The organism is Caballeronia sp. M1242 (assembly GCF_017220215.1).
Classification (GTDB): domain Bacteria; phylum Pseudomonadota; class Gammaproteobacteria; order Burkholderiales; family Burkholderiaceae; genus Caballeronia.
Genome location: NZ_CP071129.1, coordinates 778,087 through 802,034 on the forward strand (window position 1 = coordinate 778,087; position 23,948 = coordinate 802,034).

Sequence of the window (23,948 nt, forward strand, 5' to 3'; positions counted from 1 at the left end):
TGTCGTGAATCAGGCCGAACGCAGATGCGCGACCGTGCCGTCGGTTGCGCTCGCCGCCGTCGCGGGGCAGCCGGGCATCGGAATAAAGCCGGTCACTTCGAGCCCGTAGCCCGACATGCTGCCGAGGCGCCGCGGATTGGCGAGCACCTGCATCTTGCCGACGCCCAGATCGCGCAGAATCTGCGCGCCGATGCCGTAGGTCTTGAAGTCGATCGGGCGGCGCTGCGGCTTGGCCGCTTTGTCGCTTTCGTCGAGCGCGCGGAAGGTTTCGACCAGATGCTCGCGGCTGTCGCCGCAATTGAGCATCACGATGGCGCCGAGATCGCGCGCGGCGATTTCCTTCATGGCGGCGTCGATGGTCCACGAGTGCGTGGACGCGTCGATTTCGAGCAGATCCAGCACCGACAGCGGTTCGTGCACGCGCACGGGCGTTTCGCGATCCGGCGACGGCGTCCCGCGCACGAGCGCGATATGCGGCGAGCCGGTCGGTTCATCGCGATACAGCACCGCGCGGAACGTGCCGTGCGCGGTCTGCATGGTGCGCTCGCTGACTTTCTCGATGATGGATTCGGTGCGGCTGCGATAGTGGATCAGGTCCGCGATGGTGCCGATCTTGATGCCGTGCTGCTCGCCGAACTCGATAAGGTCCGGCAGACGCGCCATTTCGCCGTCGTCGCGGATCACTTCGCAGATCACGGCAGCGGGCGTGAGACCCGCGAGCGCGGTCAGGTCGCAGCCGGCTTCAGTGTGGCCCGCGCGCACGAGCACGCCGCCGGGCTGCGCCATGATCGGGAACACGTGGCCCGGCTGCACGATGTCCTCGGCGCGCGCATGGGCCGCGACCGCCGTGGCGATAGTGCGCGAGCGGTCGGCGGCGGAAATGCCGGTGGTCACGCCTTCGGCGGCTTCGATGCTGACGGTGAACGCCGTGCCGTACTGCGTGCCGTTGCGCTGGGTCATGAGCGGCAGGTTGAGCAGCTTGCAGCGTTCCTGCGTGAGCGTGAGGCAGATCAGGCCGCGACCGTAGCGCGCCATGAAGTTGATCGCTTCGGGCGTGATGAAGTCGGCGGCGACGATCAGGTCGCCTTCGTTCTCGCGATCTTCCTCGTCGACGAGGATCACCATGCGGCCGGCCTTGAGCTCGGCGATGATTTCTGGAGTGGAAGCGATCGACATGGTGGCGTCCCGGCAGGTCTGTTTGGGAAAGGTTTGTATTTTACGCCACGGCCGATGGACAGTTGTCGGGAAAACGCGGGGGCGGGGCGGGGTGTCGTGCTGCTTGCAACGCTACCGAGCGTTGCGTCGGTTACGGTAGAGCGTGGGGCTGCGGGAGGCGCCGGCGCCGGACGAACGCGCTATGTCCGGCAACGCGCGCTTCAGCGACGTTTGCGTATGCCGTCGGTATGCCGTCGGAAAGACCTTGGTGACGCGCTTTCTCAAGCGCCGCGCAGACAGATGCCCGTGCCGAGACGCTCACCATCCGCCGAACAACCGGTCTAGCGCCGACAAGATCTCGTCCTGTCGATGTACGAGCGAGCTGACTGGCTTGGTCAGTGCGCTGCGCGGAATGGCGGCAAGCGTCGGGGTATCGAGCATGCACTCGATGACGAACACGGGAATCAGATCGGCGGAAGCTGGATCGGAGCGCTCCGGTCCAGCCGGCGCAGCGGAATGACCATGCGGGTTGCCAGCCCCGACAGATGATTTCTCTGGACCTCGGCAATGTAAGGCGTACCGGCGTGTCCCTTGGATTCGCGAACACGTCGAACCGGGCCATCAAAACGTCCGGTACTGCCCGAGCGGTAAGCCGTCGCGCTCGATCATGTCGTTGTACGCCTGGATGAAGTCCGCATGTTTGATCGCCCACTGGCGATCCTTCTCCATCTGTACTGCCTGCCGGATCGCCCGCTCGCACGTCTGCGAGAAGTTGATGCCGAGCGCTTTCGCGTCCTTATAGACGTCTTCGGGCAGGCTGATGTTCGTCGCCCGGCGCGGAACGGAGTCGCTCGTCGCATGCCGCATGTTCGCTCTCTCCATGTAAGGATTTATGCGCATTTGAATCAACATGCGGCAGCGGTCTGCGATCGCCGAAGAATGGTGCGGCTTCGAGGCTACGCGCCATTCACCAGCGACCCCGCCGACATCATCCTCTCCACATACCGCGCGATCAGGTCGATCTCCAGATTCACCTTCGCCCCAGCATGAAGCGCCTTCAACGTCGTCACTTCCACCGTGTGCGGAATCAGGTTGATGGAAAACTCGCAGCCATCCGCGCGATCCTCCACGGCGTTCACCGTCAGACTCACGCCGTTCACGGTCACCGAGCCCTTGTACGCCAGATACTTGCCGATGTCCTTCGGCGCCACGATCCGCAATTCATGCGATTCACCCACGCGCTCGAAGCGCGACACCGTGCCGAGCCCGTCGACGTGGCCGGACACCAGATGCCCGCCCAGCCGATCGTGCGCGCGCAGCGCCTTTTCCAGATTGACCTCTGCGCCCGCATCGCCCAGGCCGACCGTCTTGTTCAGGCTTTCGCGCGAGACGTCGACATCGAACGCATCCGGCGTCTTCTCGATCACCGTCATGCACGCGCCCTGAATCGCGATGCTGTCGCCCAGTTCGACGTCCGCGAGATCGAGGCCGCCCGCCGCCACCCGCAGACGCACGCCGGCTTGCGGCTCTGCGCCGAGCGGCGTGACCTTTTCGATGCGGCCTACCGCCGCGACGATTCCTGTAAACATGAAGCGCGTTCCTTTGTATCGAAGCGTGTTTAGAGCAAGGGACCAGCGACGTGCGCATCGGCGAAGCGCGCGAGAATGCGCAGATCGTCGCCGAGCCGGTCGATGCGATGAAACTTGAGGTGCGGCCGCGCATCCAGCGTGGCGGGCGGCGCGAAGTCAAACATGCCGGGCGCGCTGCCGAGCAGGCTCGGCGCGAGATACACCAGCAGTTCATCGACGCAGCCTTCGCGCAAGAGCGAACCGTTCAGCTTGTGGCCGGCCTCGACGTGCAACTCGTTGATGCCGCGATCCGCCAGCGCCGTGAGCATGGCGGGAAGATCCACCTTGCCGTGCTCGTTCGACAACTCGATCAGTTGCGCGCCTTTGTCGCGCAGCAACTCGGCGCGTTGCGCGTCGGCATTCGCGGAATGGAAGATCCACGGCGGCGCGCCGTCGAGAATGCGCGCGTCCAGCGGCACGTCGAGCCGGCTGTCGATTAGGACGCGCTGCGGCTGGCGCGGCGTGTCGACCGCGCGCACGGTGAGTTGCGGATCGTCCTCGCGCACGGTGCCGATGCCCGTCAGGATCGCGCAGGCGCGCGCGCGCCACGCGTGGCCGTCGGCGCGCGCGTCTTCGCCGGTGATCCACTGGCTTTCGCCAGACGGCAGGCCCGTGCGTCCGTCGAGCGTCGCCGCCACTTTCATGCGCACCCACGGGCGACGGCGCGTCATGCGCGAGACGAAGCCGATGTTCATCTCGTGCGCCTCGTTCGCGAGCAGCCCGCAGCGCACGTCGATGCCCGCGTCGCGCAGCATCGCGAGGCCGCGGCCGGAAACGGCCGGGTTCGGATCTTCCATCGCGGCGATGACTTTCTCGACGCGCGCGTCGATCAGCGCGTGCGCGCAGGGCGGCGTGCGCCCGAAGTGGCTGCACGGTTCGAGCGTCACGTACGCGGTCGCGCCGCGCGGGTCCTTGCCGCGCGAACGGGCGTCTTTCAGCGCGCGCACTTCGGCGTGGTCTTGACCTGCCGGCTGCGTGAAGCCCATGCCGATCACTTCGCCGTTCTTGACGAGCACGCAGCCGACGCGCGGATTCGGCGTCGTCGTGTACATGCCGCGCGAGGCGAGCGCGAGCGCGCGCTCCATGTAGGTGAAATCGGATTGCGAGAACATCGCGGCGGCCCGTTGCGCGACGCGGCCTTAAACCGCGAGCGACGCGAACGCGCCACGCGCGGCGTCGAGCGTCGCGTCGAGCACGGCGTCGTCGTGGGCGCTGGACACGAACCCCGCTTCGAACGCGGACGGCGCGAAGTAGACGCCAGCATCGAGCATCGCGTGGAAGAACGCGTTGAAGCGCTTCGTGTCGCCCTTCGCGATCTGCGCGAAGCTGCCCGGCACCTGATCCATGAAGTACAGGCCGAACATGCCGCCGATCGAGTCGGCGCAGAAGGGCACTTTGGCTTCGCCGGCGGCGGCGGTCAGGCCGTCGACGAGCTTGCGCGTCTTCTTCGCGAGGTCGTCGTAGAAGCCTTCGCGCTGAATCAGTTGCAGCGTTTTGAGGCCCGCCGCGACCGCAATGGGATTGCCCGAGAGCGTGCCCGCCTGATAGACGCCGCCGAGCGGCGCGAGATGCGCCATGATGTCGCGTCGTCCGCCGAACGCCGCCGCCGGCATGCCGCCGCCGATGACCTTGCCGAGGCACGTCAGGTCCGGCTTGATGCCGTACACCTGCTGCGCGCCGCCGAGCGCGACGCGAAACCCGCACATCACTTCGTCGAAAATCAGCACGGAGCCGTACTCGTTGCAGCGTTCACGCAGGGCGTTCAGGAACTCGGGCGTCGCGCGCACGAGGTTCATGTTGCCCGCGACCGGCTCCACGATGACCGACGCGATCTCCGCGCCGAACGCCGCGAATGCTTCGTTGAGCTGCTCGACGTTGTTGTACTCGAGCACCGTCGTGTGCTTGGCGATATCCGCGGGGACGCCTGCCGATGTCGGATTGCCGAAAGTCAGCAGGCCCGAGCCCGCCTTCACGAGCAGACTGTCCGCGTGGCCGTGATAGCAGCCCTCGAACTTCACGATGCGACTGCGGTTCGTGAAGCCGCGCGCAAGACGCAGCGCGCTCATCGTCGCTTCGGTGCCGGAAGACACCATGCGCACCTGTTCGATCGACGGCACGAGCTTGCAGATTTCCTCCGCGATTTCGATTTCGGCTTCGGTCGGCGCGCCGAACGAGAAGCCGTCGGCCAGCACGCGCTGCACCGCTTCGAGCACTTCCGGGTGCACGTGGCCGACGATCATCGGCCCCCACGAGCCGATGTAGTCGATATAGCGTTTGCCTTCGGCATCCCAGAAGTACGGGCCTTGCGCGCGCTCGATGAAGCGGGGCGTGCCGCCGACCGAGCGAAACGCCCGCACCGGCGAATTCACGCCGCCGGGGATGGTTCGCTGAGCGCGTTCGAAGAGGGCTTGGTTCTTGGACATGGAGAAAGCCTGCGCTGAAAGTGGATGCAAGACACGCGACCGGCTTACGCGGCGAAAGACGCCGCCCGGCGCGATGAAAGCACGCTGCCGATGCGCGTCCGGTGCGACAAATGTTGCATGAAATTGTACCGGAGTCGTTGACGGGGAGCCGGTTACGGCTGGCGCGTTCGCCGGGGCTTGGGCGGCGGCGCGTCGTTGGCTGAGCGGGCTTGGCGCGCGCTCGCTTTGCCCGGCACTGCGGCAGCGGCGGGATGGCTCAACGCGGGCGGACGGCCGCGCCGGCCGGTGCGCTCGGTCCAGCGCTTTTCGAGCGCGCCCTCGGCCATCGGCTTGATGAGCGTGCCGGAGCTTTGCGCATCCCACGTCTGCACGGAGAACGGGTGCGCCCGCAACTCGTCGCGCGTGACGACGACTTCTTCGTGTGCATCGACGAGCCAGTCGTACACGAAGTCGATGCACAGCCGATACCCGCGCTTCGACTGCGCGTCGGGCACTTCGTACGGCGCGCGCGTCACGTAGCCCGAGGCGAACACGCCCTTCGGTTCCTGCGCCACGCGATGCACGAACACGCGATCGCCCGGCATCAGGCCGCGCGCCGTGCCGCAGCCCCAGACATCGGCGACGGCTTCGCCTGCGGCCACGCGGCGCGCGATCTCGGTCAACTCGGGCCACGGCCACTTCTTCGGGCTCCAGATCAGCAGAAAGGCGGTCATCGTGTCGAGGCAAGGAGGGAAGGGCGGAAGCGGTGAGCTTAGCGTAACCGGTTGAACCGTGGCGTCGCGTACAATGGCCGCTCGCTTCGAATGCTTCGCCCCGATAGCAGCAACCACCGCGACGGGCCACGCAGCGCCCGTCCTCATCCTTGCACACTCGATGTCAGACACCACCCGCCGCCGGCCCGATGGCCGGCTGATCCTGTTGCTCGGCGCGCTCGCCGCATGCGGTCCGCTGTCCATCGACATGTATCTGCCGAGCCTCCCGTCGCTCGCCGCCGCGTTCGGGACCAGCCCGGCCGCCGCGCAAAGCACGCTGACGAGCTTCATGTTCGGCTTCTCGTTCGGCATGCTGCTGTACGGCCCGCTGTCCGATGCCTACGGCAGGCGGCCGATTCTTCTGGGCGGCATCGCGCTGTACGCGCTCGCGAGCATCGGCTGCGCGACGGCGTTTTCCATCGACGCACTCGTGTTCGTGCGCTTCCTGCAGGCGCTCGGCGCGGGCGCGGCGTCGGTGCTCGCGCGCGCCATCGCCCGCGACGCCCACGCGCCGACCGACGCCGCCCGCGTCCTGTCGATGCTCTCCATCGTCACGTCCATCGGCCCGCTCCTCGCGCCGCTGATCGGCGGGCAATTGCTGCTGCTCGGCGGCTGGCGTGTCGTGTTCGTTGCGCTCACGCTCTTCGGCACGCTGTGCGCGGTGACCGCGTTCCTGCGCGTGCCCGAAACGTGGCCGAAGGAAAAACGCGCGGGCGCGGCGCTCGGCACGTCGTTCGCGGCGTACGGGCATCTCCTGACCGATACCGTCACATGGGGCCATGTGCTCTGCGGCGGCATGGCGTTCGCGTCGATGTTCGCGTATATCACCGCGACGCCGTTCGTCTACATCGACTATTTCCACGTGAAGCCGCAGCATTATGGGCTCTTGTTCGGGCTCAATATCGTCGGGATCATCGGCGGAAACGTGCTCAACACGAAGCTCGTCGGGCGCGTGGGCGCGATGAAGATGATCTCCGGCGCGGCGTTCGTCAGCGTCGTGGCGGCCCTCGTGGTCGCGCTCGTCGCGCTGACGGGCTGGGGCGGCTTGTGGTCGATCGTCGCGAGCCTGTTCTTCGTGGTCGGCGTGGTCGGGCTCCTGTCGGCGAACTGCACGACCGAACTCATGCACCGATATCCGCGCAACGCGGGCGCGGCGGCCGCCGTGTTCGGCGCGATGCAGCTCGCGCTCGGCGCGCTGGCGAGTCTTGCCGTCGGCCTTTTTCATGACGTCTCGCCGCACGGCATGGGCATCGTCATCGGCGTGTGCGGCGTCCTGACTTTCGCCGGTCGCACGCTCGTGATGCGCTCGCACGCCGCGCCCGCGCAGGCCTGAAAAAGCGGCAGTCAGCGGCGCGCAAGCAAAAAAAAACCTCGCGCAGTGGCGAGGTCAACCTTGGGTCAAAGGTGTTTACAGCTCGGCTCACACGTGCCTTGGGTCAGAAGTGAGTGCGGTCGATTCGTTCTTCGTGGGCAGTATTCGTCCGGGTCAAAGGTGAATACTCGCTCGATTCGGTTTGGGCGATAGGCGTCTCCTCCTGTCGAGAATCGGGTGCCTGGGTCAAAGGTGTTCCCGATCGCGTGGTTTCGGTCGAAAGTCAGTCAAACCATTCCCGCTGTTGCGAACCTTCTGTCGAAGGCATTTCGCCGGATCAACAAGGAATGGTTGAACTATAGGCGGGCCGTAAGCTCGGCTATATCGAACGAATTCGAATCGTAAGAGAGCGACGCTTTTTCACCGAAACACGCCGTTGCGCCCCGTGCCGATCACGGCTGTGGCGGCAGCGGCCCGATAACCGACGCGAGAAACGTGAACGCCGCCGCCTCCGCCTGCGCGACCGCTTCGGGCTCGACGCCCGCGCCGTGGCCGCCTTCGCCCGTTTCCTGATACCAGACGTTGTCGTGGCCTTGCGCCTGCATTTTCGCGACCATCTTGCGCGCGTGGCCCGGATGCACGCGGTCGTCGCTCGTCGATGACGTGAAAAGCGCCGGCGGATAGACGACATCCGCCTTCACGTTCTGATACGGCGAATAGGCCATCAGATGCGGGAGATCGGCGGCGTCGTCCGGATCGCCGTACTCGTCGATCCACGATGCGCCTTGCAAGAGCGTATGGAACCGCGCCATGTCGACGAGCGGCACTTCGGACAGCACCGCGCCGAAGCACTCCGGCCGCTGCACCATGCACACGGCGGTGAGCAGGCCGCCGTTACTCGCGCCGCGAATGGCAAGCTGCTTCGCCGTGGTGACGCCGCTTTCGACGAGCGCCTGCGCGACCGCGACGAAATCATCGAACGACACTTGCCGGTTCTCGCGCAGCGCCGCCTGATGCCATTGCGGACCGAACTCGCCGCCGCCGCGAATGTTCGCCACCGCGTACAGGCCGCCGCGCTCCAGCCACGCGATCCCGGTCGTCGCGTCGTAATGCGGGTCCAGCGCGACTTCGAAGCCGCCGTAGCCGTAGAGCAGGCACGGCCGCGCTTGTTGCGGCGATTGCGCATCGACATCGCGGCCGATCAGCCAGTACGGAATGCGCTCGCCGTCGGGCGCGATCGCGTGGCGGCGCACGGCGGTGAGCCCGCTCGCGTCGAACTGCGCGGGCAGACGCGCGAGCAAGGTCCACGGGGCGTCGCTGGCAAGATCGGCGTGATAGAGCGACGGCGGCATCAGAAAGTGCTCGACGTGAATGAGCACCGTGTCGTCGCGCTCGCTGTCGACGGAATCGACATAGCTCTGGCTCGCGTCCGGCAACGCAAACTCGCGCGATTGCCACGCGCCGTCGTTATCGGCGGGCGGGCGCCAGAGCGTGACGCGCGGCGTGCCGTCGTCCATTTGCGAGACGATCAGCCATTGCTTCGTGAAGTCGATGCTCGCCAGCACGCGACGCTCGGCGGGCGTGAAGAGAGCAGTGAAATGGCGCGAGCCGTCGAGAAACGCGTCGCGCCGGATCACGGTGAGCGAGCCTGCCGCGTGACGCCGGCCGCCCACGTTCCATTGCTTGCGCGGCGTGACGAAGAGCCAGCCGTTCCAGTGCTCGATCTCGACGTGCTGAGGCAGGTCGTACTGACGCCATTCGTTCGCGGTTTCGTCGAGCCAGAAGTGCAGCGTCTCGTAGAACGTCACGGCGCGCGACGCGAGATGCAGCTTTTCGAGCGGATCGTAGTCCGCGCCCGCCGATACGTCGCGGCGCGCGCCTTCGAACACGACGGGCGCATCCGCGAGCGGCGTGCCGCGCTTCCAGCGCCGCGCCCGACGCGGAAAGCCCGACGTCGTGAGCGCGGGCCGGTCGCTCGTCTTGCTGTCGTCCCAGCCGACGTAGACCGTATCGCGGTCGATCCACGAAATGTCGTGCTTGCCGACGTCCGGCAGCACGAAGCCGTCTTCCACGAAGCGGCGTTCCTCGATATCGAACTCGCGCACGATGCACGCATCCGATCCGCCCGGCGACAGCGACACCAGCGCGCGGTCGTAGCCGGGGTAGAGCATGTCGAAGTCGGCGAGCGCCCAGCGGGTGTCGTCGTGCTCGTTCGTGTTGAGGTCGAGCGCGTCGACATCGAGCACGATGTCCCATTCGGGCGTTCCGGCAAGCCACGCGCTCCACGGCGCGCGGCGCACGATGCCGAGCGGATGCGCGTCGTCCTGCCAGGTGTTGTAGGCCCAGTCGCCATAGCGCGAGCACGTGACGATGCGATCCTGCGACGTGTACGCCTTCTCGAGCCGCGCGGCGAGCGCGCGCGCGTCGGGCGTTTCGCCGAAGGCTGCTTCGGTGCGGCGATTCTGGGCATCGATCCAGGCTTGCACGCGGGTGTCGTCGAGCGATTCGAGTCCGATGAAGGGATCGGGGTTGTCGGCTTGCGGCCAGAGGAGCGAGGGGTGCTTCGAGAGAAAAGACATGGCGCGGCGCATTCAAAAGCGAAACGCTGATTGTGCCGCATCGGCGTGTCCGCGCCATCGAAGAAAAAGCCGCGCACGAGGCGCGGCTTTCATGACGAATAACGACGGCGCTCAGGCCAGCCGCTCTTCCGTCTTCGGGTCGAACAGCACCGCCTTCGACACATCGAACAGCAGCGTCATGTTCGACAGCGGCTGCGGATTGCTCGCCGGGTGCACGCGCGACACGATGCGCTTGCCGTTCACCTGCGCGAACACGAGCGTGTCCGGGCCGGTCGGCTCGATCACGTCGACGCGCACGTCTATCGGTTGCAGGCTCGCGTCTGCGACGTCGTGCGCGCTGCGCGCGTCGGTGATGCGCTCCGGGCGCAGGCCGAGCACCACGTCCTGACCGATCTTGCCGCGCAGCTTCGCGGCATCGAACGGCAGCTTCAGCACTTTTCGCGCGACGCCCGTGTCCAGTTCCAGTCCGACGCCCGCGCCGGCCTCGACCAGCTTGCCGCTGATGAAGTTCATCGGCGGCGCGCCGATGAAGCCCGCGACGAACAGGTTCGACGGCGAATCGTAGATTTCCTGCGGCGCGCCGAACTGCTGCACGATGCCGTCTTTCATCACGGCGATGCGGTCGCCGAGCGTCATCGCTTCGATCTGATCGTGCGTCACGTAGACGATGGTCGTGCCGAGGCGCTGATGCAGCAGCTTGATTTCCGAGCGCATCTCGATGCGCAGCTTGGCGTCGAGGTTCGAGAGCGGCTCGTCGAAGAGGAACATCACCGGATCACGCGCGAGCGCGCGGCCCATGGCGACGCGCTGACGCTGACCGCCCGACAGTTGCCCCGGCTTGCGGTCGAGCAGATGGCCGATCTGCAGCGTCTCCGACACGCGGTCGACGATCTTCTTCTGTTCGTCCTTCGGCACCTTGCGGATATTGAGGCCGAACGAGATGTTGTCGCGCACGCTCATGGAAGGGTAGAGCGCGTACGACTGGAACACCATCGCGATATCGCGGTCCTTCGGCGAGAGGTTGTTGACCGTCTTGCCGTCGATCTGGATTTCGCCCTTGGTGACGGTCTCCAGCCCCGCGATCATGTTGAGCAGCGTGGACTTGCCGCAGCCCGAGCCGCCGACGAGGATCAGGAACTGTCCGTCCTCGATGTCGATGTTGACGCCCTTGAGAACCGGCACCCCGTTCGGGTAGGTCTTGTACACGTCACGGATGGAAAGGCTTGCCATGCTTGAATCCTCTATGTTGTCTCTTCAGCGGGAAGCGCGTTCGTTGCGCTCAACCCTTCACCGCGCCCGCCGTCAGGCCGCGCACGAAGTAACGTCCTGCGATCATGTAGACGAGAATCGTCGGCAAGGCCGCGATGATCGCGCCCGCCATGTCCACGTTGTATTCCTTCACGCCCGTCGACGTATTGACGAGGTTGTTCAGCGCCACCGTGATCGGCATCGAATCCACGCCCGAGAACACGATACCGAACAGGAAGTCGTTCCAGATTTGCGTGAACTGCCAGATCAGGCAGACCATGAAGATCGGCAGCGACACGGGCAGCAGAATCTTCGTGAAGATCGTGAAGAAGCCCGCGCCGTCGATGCGCGCCGCCTTCACGAGTTCAGCCGGAATGCTCACGTAGAAGTTGCGGAAGAACATGGTCGTGAACGCGATGCCGTAGATCACGTGCACGAGCACGAGGCCGCTCGTCGTGTTCGACAGTCCGAGGAAGCCTTGCAGCCGCGCCATCGGCAGAAGAATGGCCTGAAACGGGATGAAGCAGCCAACGAGCAGCATCGTGAAGAACGCGTCCGCGCCGCGGAAGCGCCAGTGCGTGAGCACGTAGCCGTTGAACGCGCCGACGATCGACGAGATCAGCACGGCGGGAATCACCATGCGCACGGAGTTCATGAAGAACGGCTCCATGCCGTCGCAGCGCACGCCGGTACACGCTTCCTGCCACGCCTTCACCCACGGCGCGAGCGTGAAGTGCGTGGGCGGCGTGAGCAGGTTGCCGGTGCGAAGCTGGTCCAGGTCCTTGAACGACGTGGACAGCATCACGTAGATCGGGAACAGGAAGTAGAGCGCGAAAAGAATCAGCACCGCGTAAATGACGGCGCGGCTGATCGTCATCTTAGGCTGCATTGCGAGTGCTCCTCGATTCCAGATACATGAGCGGCACGAGAACCGCGACGACCGTGGCGAGCATCATCATCGACGAAGCGGCGCCGACGCCCAGTTGTCCCCGGTTGAACGAGAACGTGTACATGAAGATGGCCGGCAGCGACGACGACGTGCCCGGTCCGCCCGCGGTCAACGCGACGACGAGGTCGAAGGTCTTGATCGTGATGTGGCAGAGAATCAGCAGCACCGAGAAGAACACCGGACGCATGCTCGGAATCACGATCTTGCGGTAGATGGTCGGCAGCGTCGCGCCGTCCACTTGCGCGGCCTTGAAGATTTCGCTGTCCACGCCGCGCAGACCGGCGAGGAAAAGCGCCATCACGAAGCCGCTCGATTGCCATACCGCCGCGATCACGACGCAGAAGATTGCCTTGTCCGGATCGCCGAGCCAGTTGAACGTGAAGCTCGTCCAGCCCCAGTCGTGGAACACCTTTTCGATGCCGAGGCCGGGGTTCAGAATCCATTGCCACGCGGTGCCCGTCACGATGAACGACAGCGCCATCGGATAGAGAAAGACCGCGCGCAGCGCGCCTTCGTTGCGGATTTTCTGGTCGAGCAAGATTGCGAGGAACAGGCCCAGACCGACGCAAATGGCGATGAACGGAATGCCGAACCAGCCGAGATTGGCGGCGGAGGTCCACCAGACGTCGTTGGCGAAAAGCTGCCGGTATCGGTCGAAGCCGGCGAACTCGTAGCGCGGCATCAGTCGCGATTCGGACAGCGACAGATAGCCTGTCACGGCGATGAAGCCGTAGACGAAGACGAGCGCGATCACGATGCTGGGAGCGAGCACCAGCTTGGGAATCCAGCGATCGGCGAGCGCCGCCGTGGGCGAAGCGCGGCGAGGCTGGTGCGGACTCTTTTCCGCGGTACCGCTGAGGGAGGCAGTCACAACTCGACTCCTGGAAGATGCGCCGGCGCTTAGATTGCGCCATGACGCGCTTGAATGACGCTGACTTGCGCGCGCGGTGCGAAGGTGTGCTTTCGGATCGGCTGACTTCGGCACGACCGGCGCTTGGTACGACGTTATGTGACGCTTCTGTGGCTCGGGCGGCGGGCGGCCGTGCTGCGCCGCCTGCCGCCCGTCACGCTGCTACGTCCTTACTTCGTCTTCGCGGCGTTCGCGAGCGCCTGAACCGCGCTCTTCGAATCCTGCGACGAATTCATGAACTTCGTCACGACGTCGGTCATGGCGCCCGCGACAGCGTCGCCCTGAGCCATGCCGTGCGCGAGCGACGGAACATAGCCGCCCGACTTGATCGCCGTCTGTTCATCAGCGTAGGACTTCTTCGCGCAGTCGTCGAACTTGTCCATCTTCACGCCGAGACGCACCGGGATCGAGCCCTTGTTCAGGCTGAACTGCTCCTGGAACTCCGGCGACATGATGGTCTTCGCGAGCGCAAGCTGGCCCGGCGTAGCCGCCTTCTGGCCCTTCTGCTGGAAGAACACGAACGAGTCGACGTTGAAGGTGTAGGCCTTCTCCGTGCCCGGCACGGCGGCGCAGATGTAGTCCGTGCCGGCCTTCTTGTTCGCGCCGGCGAATTCGCCCTTCGCCCAGTCGCCCATGAACTGCATGCCGGCCTTGCCGTTGATGACCATGGCGGTGGCGAGGTTCCAGTCGCGGCCGGTGCGGCCGCTATCGAAGTAGCCCTGGATCTTGCGGACGGTGTCGAACACCGAAACCATCTTGTCGGAGGTCAGCGTCTTCTGGTCCAGATCGACGATGGCCTTCTTGTAGAAGTCCGCGCCCTGCGACAGCACGACGTCTTCCCACAGCGTCAGGTCTTGCCACGGCTGGCCGCCCATCGCGATCGGCATGATGCCCGCGGCCTTCATCTTGTCGGCCACCTGGAAGAACTCGGCCCAGGTCGTCGGCACTTTGCCGCCTGCCTTGTCGAGCGCTGCTTTGTTGATATACAGCCAGTTCACGCGGTGCACCGAGAACGGCGCGGCGACGTAGTGGCCGTCAGCGTGGATGATCTTGTCGATTTCCGGCGGCAGGTTCTTCTTCCAGTCGCCGGCAACCGAGTCGATCGGCACCAGCACGCCTTGCTCCGACCATTCCTGGATCAGCGGACCCTTGATCTGAGCCGCCGACGGCGCGTTGCCCGAGATCACCTGGGTCTTCAGCGCGGTCATCGCAGCCGCGCCTGCGCCGCCCGCGACCGCGAAGTCCTTCCACTGATAGCCCTGCTTGGTCATGTCGTCCTTGAGCACGCCGACCGCTTTCGATTCGCCGCCCGAGGTCCACCAGTGCAGCACGGAAACAGCCTCGGCAGCCTGCACCGCCGACGCCGTCGCGCCGCACAGAAGACCTGCGGCGCACAGCGCGCCCATGAGCTTACGGACTTTCATTGTTTATCTCCTCCAGCACCTGAACAAGTAACGAGTGGCCCCTGATGTCGCCAGGAAGCGTTGAAAAAACGGTGGTTACACAACGGCAATGCTTGGGTGGCCGGGACTCGGGTGTCGGGGGGTCGGCGGAGAAGCGCGCCACGCGGGCGATGCATGCGCGCGTGCGAAGCCGGCAGTCCGATATCCGATAGTCGGCCGCTCGGCTCTCAAGAGATGAGTAGGTCAGATCGCAACGACTGTCTCCTCTGCGAGCCGATGGCGTCATGCCTGTGCCGGCCCATGCTAGTGATTGCTTTTGATTTTTACCCGCGCACACGAGCCGCGATTGCAACGCGAAACGAGAGGGCGCAGGCGCGAGGCGGTACACGTGTGAAACGCAGCCGGTGCATGGAAGCAGCGATTTCCGGTCTTCGCTAACATGAGTACGCGGTCGCCTTAGGGAAAACACTCAGCTTCTGATTGACAAGCCATTTTTTTCCCGGGTGACATTTCCTCTTGATTTGGATTGTAGTTAAACTACAATTCAGTGTCAAAAAAAATTTTGTCGAACTACGGTACCCTTTCGTTCGACGTCCCACCGACTTCACAGGCGGCCTCAAAACCCATGCAAAGCGACTCGAATTTCATCTTCGTGCTCTTCGGCGGGACCGGCGACTTGTCGATGCGCAAGATTCTTCCGGCGCTGTTCGAAGCGCACCGGGCGGGCATGCTGGCCGCGTCGGGCAAGATCGTCGCGGTGGCGCGCGGCGCGCAGGCTCCCGGCGAATACCTCGCGTGGGTCGAGGAACACGTGAAGCCGCACGTGTCGAAGAAGGGCCTCGACGAGACCGCGTGGCGCAGCTTTCTTGAGCGCATCGAATACGTGCAGCTCGACCTGGGCCGCGCGGAAGACTTCGTGGTGCTGCGCGACGCGCTCGCCAAATACGACGGCACGCGCGTCTTTTATCTCGCGACCGGGCCGTCGCTCTTCGTGCCCATCTGCCGCGCGCTGTCGGAAGTCGGCCTGAACCAGAACGCGCGCATCGTGCTGGAAAAGCCGCTCGGCTATGACCTGAAGTCGTCCAACGCCATCAACGACGCGGTCGGCGAGATCTTTCAGGAAGAGCAGATCTACCGGATCGACCATTATCTCGGCAAGGAGCCGGTGCAGAACCTCCTCGCGCTGCGCTTCGGCAATGCGCTCTTCGAGCCGCTGTGGCGGCGCGAATGGGTCGAGAGCATCCAGATCACCATCGCGGAAGAGCTCGGCGTGGAAGCGCGCGGCGACTTCTACGACAACACCGGCGCGTTGCGCGACATGGTGCAGAACCACTTGCTGCAACTGCTTTCCATCGTGACGATGGAGCCGCCGCATTCGATGGATTCCGACTCCGTGCGCGACGAAAAGCTGCGCGTGCTGCGCGCGCTGAAGCCAATCGAGGAGCGCGACATCAGCCGCGTCGCCGTGCGCGGGCAGTATCACGCGGGCGTGATTCGCGGCGCATCGGTGCCGGCCTACGCGACGGAAGCCGGCGTGCGCCCCGACAGCAACACGGAAACCTTCGTCGCGCTGAAAGTCGAGATCGAAAACTGGCGCTGGGCCGGCGTGCCGTTCTTCCTGCGCACTGGCAAGCGCCTCGCGGACCGCGTCGCGGAGATCGTCGTGAATTTCCGGCCCGTGCCGCATTCGGCGCTCGGCGCGAATGCGCTGCGCGCGGGCGCGAACCGGCTCGTGATCCGCTTGCAGCCGAACGAGACGATTCGCCTCTACTGCCTCGCGAAGCAGCCGGGCGAGGGCATGAATCTCGCAAGCGTCCATCTGGACCTCGCGTTCGACCAGTTCTTCAAGGAAGGGCAGATGGAGGCGTACCAGCGGCTGTTGCTGGACGTGATCCACGGGCGGCTCGCGCTCTTCGTGCGTCGCGACGAGCAGGAAGCCGCGTGGCGCTGGGTCGAGCCGATTCTGAACGCGTGGGCATCGTCGACGAACAAGCCCAAGCCGTACGCGGCGGGCACGTGGGGGCCGGCGGCGTCGAGCGCGATGCTCGCGCAGCATGGCACGTGCTGGCTGGAAGAAGAGAATTGAGGGCGTCGCGCTGACGGCTCCATTCAGAGAGACGCCGCGCGCGACGCCAGCACATAAGACCGCTTCGCGGGCCGTTCGCGGCTTCGCGGCATAAGGCGGGTCGATAAACCAAGACAAGCAGGATGGAGGAGCAGTGATCGAGCTTCGCACTTTCGACGACCCGCGCGCCCACTCGGACGCGCTGGCGAAGGCCGTCAGCGACGCGCTTGCCGCGTCGCTCGCGGCCAGAGGCGCCGCATCGGCCGATGCCAGCGCAGCCGCATCAGGACAGTCCGCTCATGCCACGCTCGCCGTGTCCGGCGGCACGAGCCCGCGTCCGTTCTTGCAGACGCTCTCGCACGAGCCGCTCGCGTGGGCGCACATCGACGTGACGCTCGTCGACGACCGCTGGGTGCCTGAAACCGATTCCGCGAGCAACGCGCGCCTCGTGCGCGAGACGCTGCTGCAAGACGCGGGCGCGGCCGCCTACTTCCTGCCGCTTGTCGATACGTCCGCCACGCTCGACGCGCACGTCGCCGCGCTCAACGCCGACGCGCGCCGCCGTCTGCCGGATGTCGCCGTGCTCGGCATGGGCGAGGACGGCCACACCGCGTCCATCTTCGCGGACGCGCCCGAATGGGACTTCGCCATTTCCACGCAGGACCGCTTCGTCGCCGTGCATCCGGGCAGCGCGCCGCACGCGCGGGTAAGCCTGTCGATGTCCGCGCTCAAGCAGGTGAAGCAGCTTTTCCTCTTCATCTCCGGCCAGAAGAAACTGGACGTGCTGAACGCGGCGCTCGCCGCGCGCCAAAAGAATGCCATCTCGACCCTGGCCAACGATGAAGGAGTGAAGCTCGATGTCTACTGGTGTGCATAAGGCCGCTCCGGCGGCGAGCCACGCCGATGGACCGAGGCTGCTCGCCGACATCGGCGGCACCAACGCGCGCTTCGCGCTGGAGACGGCGCCCGGCGAAATCGGGCAGATTCGCGTGTATCCGGGCGCCGATTACCCCGGCATCGCCGAAGTCATGCAGCAGTATCTGAAGGACACGAAAGTCGGCCGCGTCAATCACGCGGCGATCGCGATCGCCAATCCGGTGGACGGCGATCACGTGAAGATGACGAATCACGACTGGAGCTTCTCGATCGAAGCGACGCGCCGCGCGCTCGGCTTCGACACACTGCTCGTCGTCAACGACTTCACCGCGCTCGCGATGGCGCTGCCCGGTCTCACCGATGCGCAGCGCGTGCAGGTGGGCGGCGGCGCGCGCCGGCAGAACAGCGTGATCGGCCTTCTGGGTCCGGGTACGGGCCTGGGCGTGTCGGGTCTGATTCCCGCGGATGATCGCTGGATCGCGCTCGGCAGCGAAGGCGGCCACGCGACCTTCTCGCCGTTCGATGAAAGCGAAGACCTCGTCACGCGCTATGCGCGCCGCAAGTTTCCACACGTGTCGTTCGAGCGCGTGTGCGCGGGGCAGGGGCTGGAGTTGATCTACCGGGCGTTCGCGGAGCGCGACAACGTCGCGGTGGCCGACACCTTCACCGCCGCCGACGTCACCACGCGCGCGCATCAAGGCGAGGCGCTCGCGCTCGAAACGGTGAACTGCTTCTGCGCGATCCTCGGCACGTTCGCCGGCAACATCGCGGTGACGCTCGGCGCGCTGGGCGGCATTTATATCGGCGGCGGCATCGTGCTGAAGCTGGGCGAGCTCTTCCACAAGTCGCCGTTTCGCGAGCGGTTCGAATCGAAAGGGCGCTTCCAGCAGTATTTGTCCGGCATTCCGACTTACGTCATCACCGCGGAATATCCGGCGTTCCTCGGCGTCTCCGCGATTCTTGCCGAGCAGTTGTCGAATCGCGCGAACAGCGGATCGTCGGCGGTGTTCGAGCGCATTCGCCAGATGCGCGATGCGCTCACGCCCGCCGAGCGGCGCGTGGCCGATCTCGCGCTGAATCATCCGCGCTCGATCATCAACGATCCGATCATCGACATCGCGCGCAAGGCCGACGTGAGCCAGCCGACGGTGATTCGCTTTTGCCGCTCGCTGGGCTGTCAGGGCCTCTCCGACTTCAAGCTGAAGCTCGCGACGGGTCTCACCGGCACGATTCCGGTGAGCCACAGCCAGGTGCATCTCGGCGATACGGCCACCGACTTCGGCGCGAAGGTGCTGGACAACACCGTGTCGGCCATCCTTCAGCTGCGCGAGCATCTGAACTTCGAGAACGTCGAGCGCGCGATTGACATTCTGAACGGCGCGCGGCGCATCGAGTTCTATGGCTTAGGGAATTCGAACATCGTCGCGCAGGACGCGCACTATAAGTTCTTCCGCTTCGGCATCCCGACGATTGCCTACGGCGATCTCTATATGCAGGCGGCGTCGGCGGCGCTGCTCGGCAAGGGCGATGTGATCGTGGCCGTGTCGAAGTCCGGGCGCGCGCCGGAGTTGCTGCGCGTGCTGGAAGTGGCGATGCAGCAGGGTGCGACGGTTATCGCGATCACGTCGAGCAACACGCCGCTCGCCAAGCGCGCGACGGTGGCGCTGGAGACGGATCACATCGAGATTCGCGAGTCGCAGTTGTCGATGATCTCGCGCATTCTGCATCTCGTGATCATCGACATTCTCGCGGTCGGCGTGGCCATTCGCCGCGCGGCGCCGCAGCCGGGTGCGAAGATCAGCGAGACGGTCGCGCAAGCGCGCGAGTCCAGCGACGACGAAGCCGCCGCCGTGCTCGACTGGCTGAGTCACGGTGCGTCGGGCATGGCGAAGGAATAACGCCCGAGCAGTTCGAACGAAAAGGGCCGCCGATGTGAATCGGCGGCCCTTTTCTCTGGCGGGCAAGAAAACGGCGCGGCTCCTTGCGGGAGCCGCGCCGCTTCGTGCATCAGACGCGCTGCTTAGAACGAGCGCTGAATGCCCGCGTACACGCCCGTCTGGCTGCGGCCGGGGAACGGATTGTCCGTCGACGCAGCGGTGCCGAAGCTGTTCGCGTTGAGGCCGTAGTTCGCCGTCTTGCTGTTCTGAACGGTGGCCACTTGCAGGTCGAACAACGTGCGCTTAGACAGGTTGTACGAGCCGCCGACGGTGTACATGGTCGCGTTGCCTGCGCCGTTGTTGCCGTTGACGTGATAGACGGCGGCGGTCAGCGCCGCAGCCGGCGACGCCTGCCACGTCACGCCGCCCCATTCGTGGTCGAGCGTGGTCGGCTCGCCCGGCAACTGGCCGGTCATGCCCGAAGAACGAATCGCCTGATAACCGGCCTGAACCTTGAATTGGCCGAGGAACACGTTGGCCATCGCGGAGTATTCGCGCGAGTAGGCGTAGACGCCCTGAGTCGTGCCATAGCCGCCGCCGAGCTGACCGTTGGCCGGATTGCGGATCTCGTCGTACATGCCGCGAACCTGCAGATACGGCGACGTGTACGTGACGTACGCGCCTGCTTCGCGGCCTTGCGGCGTCGTGCCGTTGCCGTTCCAGTTGGTCGCGTTCGAAAGCGCGTATTGGCCGTAGAAGTCGAAGCCCGCGAACTTCGGCGACTGGTACGAGATGTTGTTGCTCGATTGCGGCCAGTTGCGGCCACGCACCAGCGACGCCGACGACCAGTTTGACTGGCCGAACGGATCGAAGTCCCACACGCCGTTGGACACGAACAGTTCGCGGCCGAGCAGCAGCGTACCGAAGTTGTTGTTGGCGATACCCACCGTCGCCCAGCGATTGAAGAGGCCGCCGCCGCCCGGGCCCTGGCCCGTCATGGTGTTGAAGCTGCCTTCCAGCTGGAACACGGCGCGATTGCCGCCGCCCAGATCTTCGGCGCCCTTCAGGCCCCAGAGGCTCGTGCCCCAGTCGCCGCTTTCGGCGCGGATGCGGCTCGCCGTGACGTTCTTCGCCGCCCCGGTCGGCACGCCGTTCATGTATTCGAGTCCCGCGTCGAGGCGGCCGTACAGCGTCACGCTGCTTTGGGCATGCGCCGCCGCGCCGAACGTCAGCAGCGCCGCCGCTGCAAGCAAAGCCTTCTTCATCATCTCCTCCAGCTCCTGTCAAAAGTGGAACAACTGCCATCGGAATTTTGAAGGAGAACTACATTTTCGGAGGGTCGGCCTTGTACTTTTGATTCAATTTGACAAACGCGGCAACAAGCCGCCGCTTGCATGCGTCAGACGAGCCGCCAATAAAAAACGGTGCGACACCCTTTCGGGCACCGCACCGATACGCGCCTCTCGCAGCAGCGTGAAAACCTTATAGAACTATTCTTGGTTCAGACTCGCAGCTTAGAACGAGTGCTGAATGCCCGCATAGACGCCCGTCTGGCTGTGGCCGGCGAACGGGTTGTCCGTCGCGGCAGCCGTGCCGAAGTTGTTGGCGTTCAGGCCGTAGTTGGCGCTCTTGCTGTTCTGCACCGTCGCGACCTGCAGGTCGAACAGGGTGCGCTTCGACAGGTTGTACGAGCCGCCGACCGTGTAGATGGTCGCGTTACCCGCGCCGTTGTTGCCGTTCACGTGGTAGACCGCGCCGATCAGTGCCGCCGCCGGCGTTGCTTGCCACGTCACGCCGCCCCATTCGTGGTCGAGCGTAGTCGGCTGGCCGGGCAACTGGCCCACCATGCCGGACGAACGGATCGCCTGGTAAGCGCCCTGAACCTTGAACTGGCCGAGGAACAGGTTGAACATCGCCGTGTATTCGCGCGAGTACGCGTAGACGCCGTTGCCGTTGTTCGTGCCGCCGTTGAGCGCGTTGTAGGCGCCGCCGAGCGTACCGTTGGCCGGGTTGCGGATCTCGTCGTACATGCCGCGAATCTGGAAGAGCGGCGTGGTGTACGTGATGTACGCGCCACCTTCGCGGCCTTGCGGCGTCGTGCCGTTGCCGTTCCAGTTCGTTGCGTTGGACAGTGCGTACTGGCCGTAGAAGTCGAAGCCTGCGAACTTCGGCGACTGGTACGAAATGTTGTTGCTCGATTGCGGCCAGTTGCGGCCACGCACCAGCGAAGCCGACGACCAGTTCGACTGACCGAACGGATCGAAGTCCCACACGCCGTTAGCGATGAAGAGTTCGCGGCCCAACAGCAGCGTACCGAAGTTGTTGTTCGCGATACCGACCGTCGCCCAACGATTGAAGAGGCCGCCGCCGCCCGGGCCTTGACCCGTCATGGTGTTGAAGCTGCCTTCCAACTGGAACACGGCGCGATAGCCGCCGCCCAGATCTTCGACGCCCTTCATGCCCCAGAGGCTCGTACCCCAGTCGCCGCTTTCCGCACGGAAGCGGTGCGACGAGCCGGTGGCCGCGCCGTTGGCGCCGACGCCGGTCGGCACGCCGTTCATGTACTCCAGTCCGGCGTCCAGGCGGCCATACAGCGTCACGCTGCTTTGAGCCTGAGCCACCGCGCTGAACGTCAGCAGTGCTGCTGCCGCGAGCAAAGCTTTCTTCATCATCTCCTCCAACCCTGTCAAGAAATAGAACCAAGTGCTGCCGTGTGCGGTTCGATGCGGGCGCATCCAACCGGAAATTGTTTTTCGAGGAACGACACACGCGTAACGACAGTGCTCGTGACGACTCGCGCGTCGTGGGCGCGAATCTGACGCCGGTCCGTCGACTGGCGTTTCCTCACTTTGTTTTGAAGTAAAACTACTTTTTGTGCACTTCGTTTTGGTACTTTAGTTACCAATTTAACAAATTACGTCACACTCGCCAAAGGAATTTGACGCTCACGGATGCGGTGTGTCAAAAACGCAAAGCCATTGTGGCGTGGACGCGACCCAAAGCATGGGAAACGGCCCGCAAAGCCTTATGCAGCAAGGCTCCGCGCTTGGGAAAGTTTCGGGGTCAGGTTTGACGCCTATTGACGCGCGAACGTGTCGGCGCTAGGTGGCAGAAATGGGCTGGAAGGGCCGCCGGGCGGGGCGCGGCGGCGAAAAAAAAGCGCCTCGCGGGCGCTTTTTCTTTCCAAGAGTGTGCGGCAGCTACTTGAGACTACCCGAAAGAAACTGCCTGAGCCGCTCGCTCTTCGGCTGAGCGAACACGTCGTTCGGGCGACCTTCCTCCTCGATACGCCCCTGATGCAGAAACACGACGTGGTTCGACACATTGCGCGCGAACGCCATTTCGTGCGTGACGACGATCATCGTGCGGCCTTCCTCGGCGAGCGTCTGCATCACCTTCAGCACTTCGCCGACGAGTTCAGGATCGAGCGCGGACGTGGGTTCGTCGAAGAGCATGACGTCCGGGTGCATGGCGAGGGCGCGCGCAATCGCCACGCGCTGCTGCTGGCCGCCCGACAAATGCGACGGATACTGCTTCTCCAGCCGCGGCGCGAGCCCGACCTTCTCCAGATACGTGCGGGCGCGATCCTCGGCTTCCTTCTTCGGCAGGCCGAGCACGTTCACGGGCGCCTCCGTCACGTTCTCCAGCACGTTCATGTGCGACCAGAGGTTGAAGTGCTGAAACACCATCGAGAGCTTCGAGCGGACTTGCCGCAGTTGCTTCGCGTCCGCAACCTTCAACGCGCCGGTCTTGTCCAACATCGTGCGCACTTCGGCGCCGTCGACGAAGATGCGCCCGCGATTCGGCTGCTCGAGAAAGTTGATACAGCGCAGCATCGTGCTCTTGCCGGATCCCGACGACCCGATGATGCTGATCACGTCGCCGGCGTTCGCCTTCAGCGAGACGCCTTTCAGAACTTCGTTGCTGCCGTACTGCTTGTGAATGTCATCGACGAAAAGCTTGTGCTTCTGGGAATTCATGTGCGGTCCTGTAGCCCGATTGCCTGACTTATTTGCCTTGCGGCCGCAGGTACGCGAGCCAGCGATGTTCGGCGCGGCGGAACAGCCACACGAGCGCGAACGAAATGACGAGATAGAGCAGGGCAGCGATGCCGAACGCCTGGAACGACTGATACGTCGCGGAGTTCACGTCGCGCGCGATCTTCAGGATGTCCGGCACGGTCGCCGTGAACGCGACGGTCGTCGCGTGCAGCATGAGAATGACTTCGTTGCTGTAGTAAGGCAGCGCACGGCGCAGCGCCGAGGGCAAAATCACGCGGCGATACAGCGTGAAGCTCGACATGCCGTAAGCGCGCGCCGCTTCGATCTCGCCATAGGGCGTCGCCTTGATCGCGCCGGCGAAGATTTCCGTCGTGTACGCGCAGGTGTTGAGCGTGAACGCGAGCAGCGTGCAGTTCATGCCGCTGCGGAAGAACTCGGAAAGCAGTACGTGATCGCGCACGACTTGCAGGCTGTAAAGGCCCGTATAGCAGAGCAGCAACTGCACGTAGAGCGGCGTGCCGCGAAACACGTACGTGTACAGCCAGACGCTGCGCGAGAGCAGCTTGTTCTTCGACACCCGCGCGACGGCGAGCGGCACGGAGAGGCAGAACCCGAGGCCGATGGACACCACGAGCAGCCACATCGTGATGGCGAGACCGGTAATTCGGTAGCCGTCGGTGAAAAGGTAGTTCTTCCAGAATTCCTGGATGATTTCGATCATGAAGTCCGCCGCTCTTTGATACTGGAATAAGGCTGGATATCCGAATGCC

General features: G+C 64.7%; 20 protein-coding genes. 4 read left to right on the forward strand and 16 right to left on the reverse strand.

Annotated features, from left to right (window positions below):
* Positions 1–9 precede the first annotated feature (9 nt).
* The 7 genes from ribBA to JYK05_RS03620 all read right to left on the reverse strand — a co-directional run bounded on the left by ribBA (position 10) and on the right by JYK05_RS03620 (position 5,919).
* Positions 10–1,176 (reverse strand): bifunctional 3,4-dihydroxy-2-butanone-4-phosphate synthase/GTP cyclohydrolase II, encoded by a 1,167-nt coding sequence (gene ribBA, locus JYK05_RS03590; RefSeq protein ID WP_175939796.1) that lies wholly within the window; start codon positions 1,174–1,176, stop codon positions 10–12.
* A 297-nt stretch (positions 1,177–1,473) separates the two neighbouring features.
* Positions 1,474–1,596, reverse strand: coding sequence for a CcdB family protein (locus JYK05_RS26260; RefSeq protein WP_241269839.1), 123 nt, complete (start codon positions 1,594–1,596; stop codon positions 1,474–1,476).
* Positions 1,597–1,776: 180 nt separating this feature from the next.
* Complete coding sequence (locus JYK05_RS03600) at positions 1,777–2,022, reverse strand: type II toxin-antitoxin system CcdA family antitoxin (RefSeq protein WP_206467793.1); 246 nt, start codon at positions 2,020–2,022, stop codon at positions 1,777–1,779.
* 89 nt (positions 2,023–2,111) lie between these two features.
* Positions 2,112–2,744: a riboflavin synthase gene (locus JYK05_RS03605; RefSeq protein WP_175939797.1), complete on the reverse strand. Its 633-nt coding sequence runs from the start codon at positions 2,742–2,744 to the stop codon at positions 2,112–2,114.
* A 29-nt stretch (positions 2,745–2,773) separates the two neighbouring features.
* Positions 2,774–3,895 (reverse strand): bifunctional diaminohydroxyphosphoribosylaminopyrimidine deaminase/5-amino-6-(5-phosphoribosylamino)uracil reductase RibD, encoded by a 1,122-nt coding sequence (gene ribD / locus JYK05_RS03610; RefSeq protein ID WP_206467794.1) that lies wholly within the window; start codon positions 3,893–3,895, stop codon positions 2,774–2,776.
* Between the two features lie 27 nt (positions 3,896–3,922).
* Positions 3,923–5,206, reverse strand: coding sequence for a glutamate-1-semialdehyde 2,1-aminomutase (hemL, locus tag JYK05_RS03615; RefSeq protein ID WP_206467795.1), 1,284 nt, complete (start codon positions 5,204–5,206; stop codon positions 3,923–3,925).
* A 152-nt stretch (positions 5,207–5,358) separates the two neighbouring features.
* Complete coding sequence (locus tag JYK05_RS03620) at positions 5,359–5,919, reverse strand: hypothetical protein (RefSeq protein ID WP_206467796.1); 561 nt, start codon at positions 5,917–5,919, stop codon at positions 5,359–5,361.
* Positions 5,920–6,079: 160 nt separating this feature from the next.
* On the opposite strand from JYK05_RS03620, the gene JYK05_RS03625 reads away from it, so the two are divergent.
* On the forward strand, positions 6,080–7,291 hold the full coding sequence (locus JYK05_RS03625) for a Bcr/CflA family multidrug efflux MFS transporter (RefSeq protein ID WP_206467797.1): 1,212 nt from the start codon (positions 6,080–6,082) through the stop codon (positions 7,289–7,291).
* 431 nt (positions 7,292–7,722) lie between these two features.
* On the opposite strand, the gene JYK05_RS03630 is transcribed toward JYK05_RS03625, so the two are convergent.
* From JYK05_RS03630 to JYK05_RS03650, 5 genes are all read right to left on the reverse strand, one after another.
* Positions 7,723–9,849, reverse strand: a complete 2,127-nt coding sequence (locus JYK05_RS03630) for a prolyl oligopeptidase family protein (RefSeq protein ID WP_206467798.1) — start codon at positions 9,847–9,849, stop codon at positions 7,723–7,725.
* Positions 9,850–9,960: 111 nt separating this feature from the next.
* On the reverse strand, positions 9,961–11,079 hold the full coding sequence (locus JYK05_RS03635; RefSeq protein WP_206467799.1) for an ABC transporter ATP-binding protein: 1,119 nt from the start codon (positions 11,077–11,079) through the stop codon (positions 9,961–9,963).
* A gap of 49 nt (positions 11,080–11,128) precedes the next feature.
* Entirely contained in the window at positions 11,129–11,986 is an 858-nt protein-coding gene (locus JYK05_RS03640; RefSeq protein WP_175939804.1) for a carbohydrate ABC transporter permease, read from the reverse strand.
* Positions 11,976–12,917, reverse strand: coding sequence for a carbohydrate ABC transporter permease (locus JYK05_RS03645; protein WP_206467800.1), 942 nt, complete (start codon positions 12,915–12,917; stop codon positions 11,976–11,978). The genes JYK05_RS03640 and JYK05_RS03645 overlap by 11 nt, the downstream gene beginning before the upstream one ends.
* A gap of 209 nt (positions 12,918–13,126) precedes the next feature.
* A complete protein-coding gene (locus JYK05_RS03650; protein ID WP_206467801.1) occupies positions 13,127–14,380 on the reverse strand; it encodes an ABC transporter substrate-binding protein in 1,254 nt (417 codons plus the stop codon).
* Between the two features lie 604 nt (positions 14,381–14,984).
* Between JYK05_RS03650 and zwf the strand changes: the two genes are divergently transcribed.
* The 3 genes from zwf (at position 14,985) to JYK05_RS03665 (ending at position 19,198) form a co-directional block, all read left to right on the forward strand.
* Complete coding sequence (gene zwf / locus JYK05_RS03655) at positions 14,985–16,445, forward strand: glucose-6-phosphate dehydrogenase (protein WP_206467802.1); 1,461 nt, start codon at positions 14,985–14,987, stop codon at positions 16,443–16,445.
* A 133-nt stretch (positions 16,446–16,578) separates the two neighbouring features.
* Entirely contained in the window at positions 16,579–17,301 is a 723-nt protein-coding gene (gene pgl, locus JYK05_RS03660; protein ID WP_175939808.1) for a 6-phosphogluconolactonase, read from the forward strand.
* Positions 17,282–19,198 (forward strand): bifunctional transcriptional regulator/glucokinase, encoded by a 1,917-nt coding sequence (locus JYK05_RS03665; protein WP_206467803.1) that lies wholly within the window; start codon positions 17,282–17,284, stop codon positions 19,196–19,198. The genes pgl and JYK05_RS03665 overlap by 20 nt, the downstream gene beginning before the upstream one ends.
* Positions 19,199–19,320: 122 nt before the next feature.
* On the opposite strand, the gene JYK05_RS03670 is transcribed toward JYK05_RS03665, so the two are convergent.
* The 4 genes from JYK05_RS03670 to JYK05_RS03685 all read right to left on the reverse strand — a co-directional run bounded on the left by JYK05_RS03670 (position 19,321) and on the right by JYK05_RS03685 (position 23,899).
* Positions 19,321–20,442 carry a porin gene (locus JYK05_RS03670; protein WP_206468203.1) on the reverse strand — a complete coding sequence of 374 codons (1,122 nt, stop codon included), beginning with the start codon at positions 20,440–20,442 and terminating at the stop codon, positions 19,321–19,323.
* A 249-nt stretch (positions 20,443–20,691) separates the two neighbouring features.
* Complete coding sequence (locus JYK05_RS03675; RefSeq protein WP_175940619.1) at positions 20,692–21,846, reverse strand: porin; 1,155 nt, start codon at positions 21,844–21,846, stop codon at positions 20,692–20,694.
* A 531-nt stretch (positions 21,847–22,377) separates the two neighbouring features.
* Positions 22,378–23,157, reverse strand: a complete 780-nt coding sequence (locus JYK05_RS03680; RefSeq protein ID WP_206467804.1) for an ABC transporter ATP-binding protein — start codon at positions 23,155–23,157, stop codon at positions 22,378–22,380.
* A gap of 28 nt (positions 23,158–23,185) precedes the next feature.
* A complete protein-coding gene (locus JYK05_RS03685) occupies positions 23,186–23,899 on the reverse strand; it encodes an ABC transporter permease (RefSeq protein ID WP_175939812.1) in 714 nt (237 codons plus the stop codon).
* Positions 23,900–23,948: the final 49 nt, after the last annotated feature.

Bases quoted from the DNA above. Each gene is read 5' to 3' on its own strand.
- ribBA (WP_175939796.1), bottom strand. From the start codon at position 1,176: ATGTCGATCGCTTCCACTCCAGAAATCATCGCCGAGCTCAAGGCCGGC.
- JYK05_RS26260 (WP_241269839.1), bottom strand. From the start codon at position 1,596: ATGCTCGATACCCCGACGCTTGCCGCCATTCCGCGCAGCGCACTGACC.
- JYK05_RS03600 (WP_206467793.1), bottom strand. From the start codon at position 2,022: ATGCGGCATGCGACGAGCGACTCCGTTCCGCGCCGGGCGACGAACATC.
- JYK05_RS03605 (WP_175939797.1), bottom strand. From the start codon at position 2,744: ATGTTTACAGGAATCGTCGCGGCGGTAGGCCGCATCGAAAAGGTCACG.
- ribD (WP_206467794.1), bottom strand. From the start codon at position 3,895: ATGTTCTCGCAATCCGATTTCACCTACATGGAGCGCGCGCTCGCGCTC.
- hemL (WP_206467795.1), bottom strand. From the start codon at position 5,206: ATGTCCAAGAACCAAGCCCTCTTCGAACGCGCTCAGCGAACCATCCCC.
- JYK05_RS03620 (WP_206467796.1), bottom strand. From the start codon at position 5,919: ATGACCGCCTTTCTGCTGATCTGGAGCCCGAAGAAGTGGCCGTGGCCC.
- JYK05_RS03625 (WP_206467797.1), top strand. From the start codon at position 6,080: ATGTCAGACACCACCCGCCGCCGGCCCGATGGCCGGCTGATCCTGTTG.
- JYK05_RS03630 (WP_206467798.1), bottom strand. From the start codon at position 9,849: ATGTCTTTTCTCTCGAAGCACCCCTCGCTCCTCTGGCCGCAAGCCGAC.
- JYK05_RS03635 (WP_206467799.1), bottom strand. From the start codon at position 11,079: ATGGCAAGCCTTTCCATCCGTGACGTGTACAAGACCTACCCGAACGGG.
- JYK05_RS03640 (WP_175939804.1), bottom strand. From the start codon at position 11,986: ATGCAGCCTAAGATGACGATCAGCCGCGCCGTCATTTACGCGGTGCTG.
- JYK05_RS03650 (WP_206467801.1), bottom strand. From the start codon at position 14,380: ATGAAAGTCCGTAAGCTCATGGGCGCGCTGTGCGCCGCAGGTCTTCTG.
- zwf (WP_206467802.1), top strand. From the start codon at position 14,985: ATGCAAAGCGACTCGAATTTCATCTTCGTGCTCTTCGGCGGGACCGGC.
- JYK05_RS03665 (WP_206467803.1), top strand. From the start codon at position 17,282: ATGTCTACTGGTGTGCATAAGGCCGCTCCGGCGGCGAGCCACGCCGAT.
- JYK05_RS03670 (WP_206468203.1), bottom strand. From the start codon at position 20,442: ATGAAGAAGGCTTTGCTTGCAGCGGCGGCGCTGCTGACGTTCGGCGCG.
- JYK05_RS03675 (WP_175940619.1), bottom strand. From the start codon at position 21,846: ATGAAGAAAGCTTTGCTCGCGGCAGCAGCACTGCTGACGTTCAGCGCG.
- JYK05_RS03680 (WP_206467804.1), bottom strand. From the start codon at position 23,157: ATGAATTCCCAGAAGCACAAGCTTTTCGTCGATGACATTCACAAGCAG.
- JYK05_RS03685 (WP_175939812.1), bottom strand. From the start codon at position 23,899: ATGATCGAAATCATCCAGGAATTCTGGAAGAACTACCTTTTCACCGAC.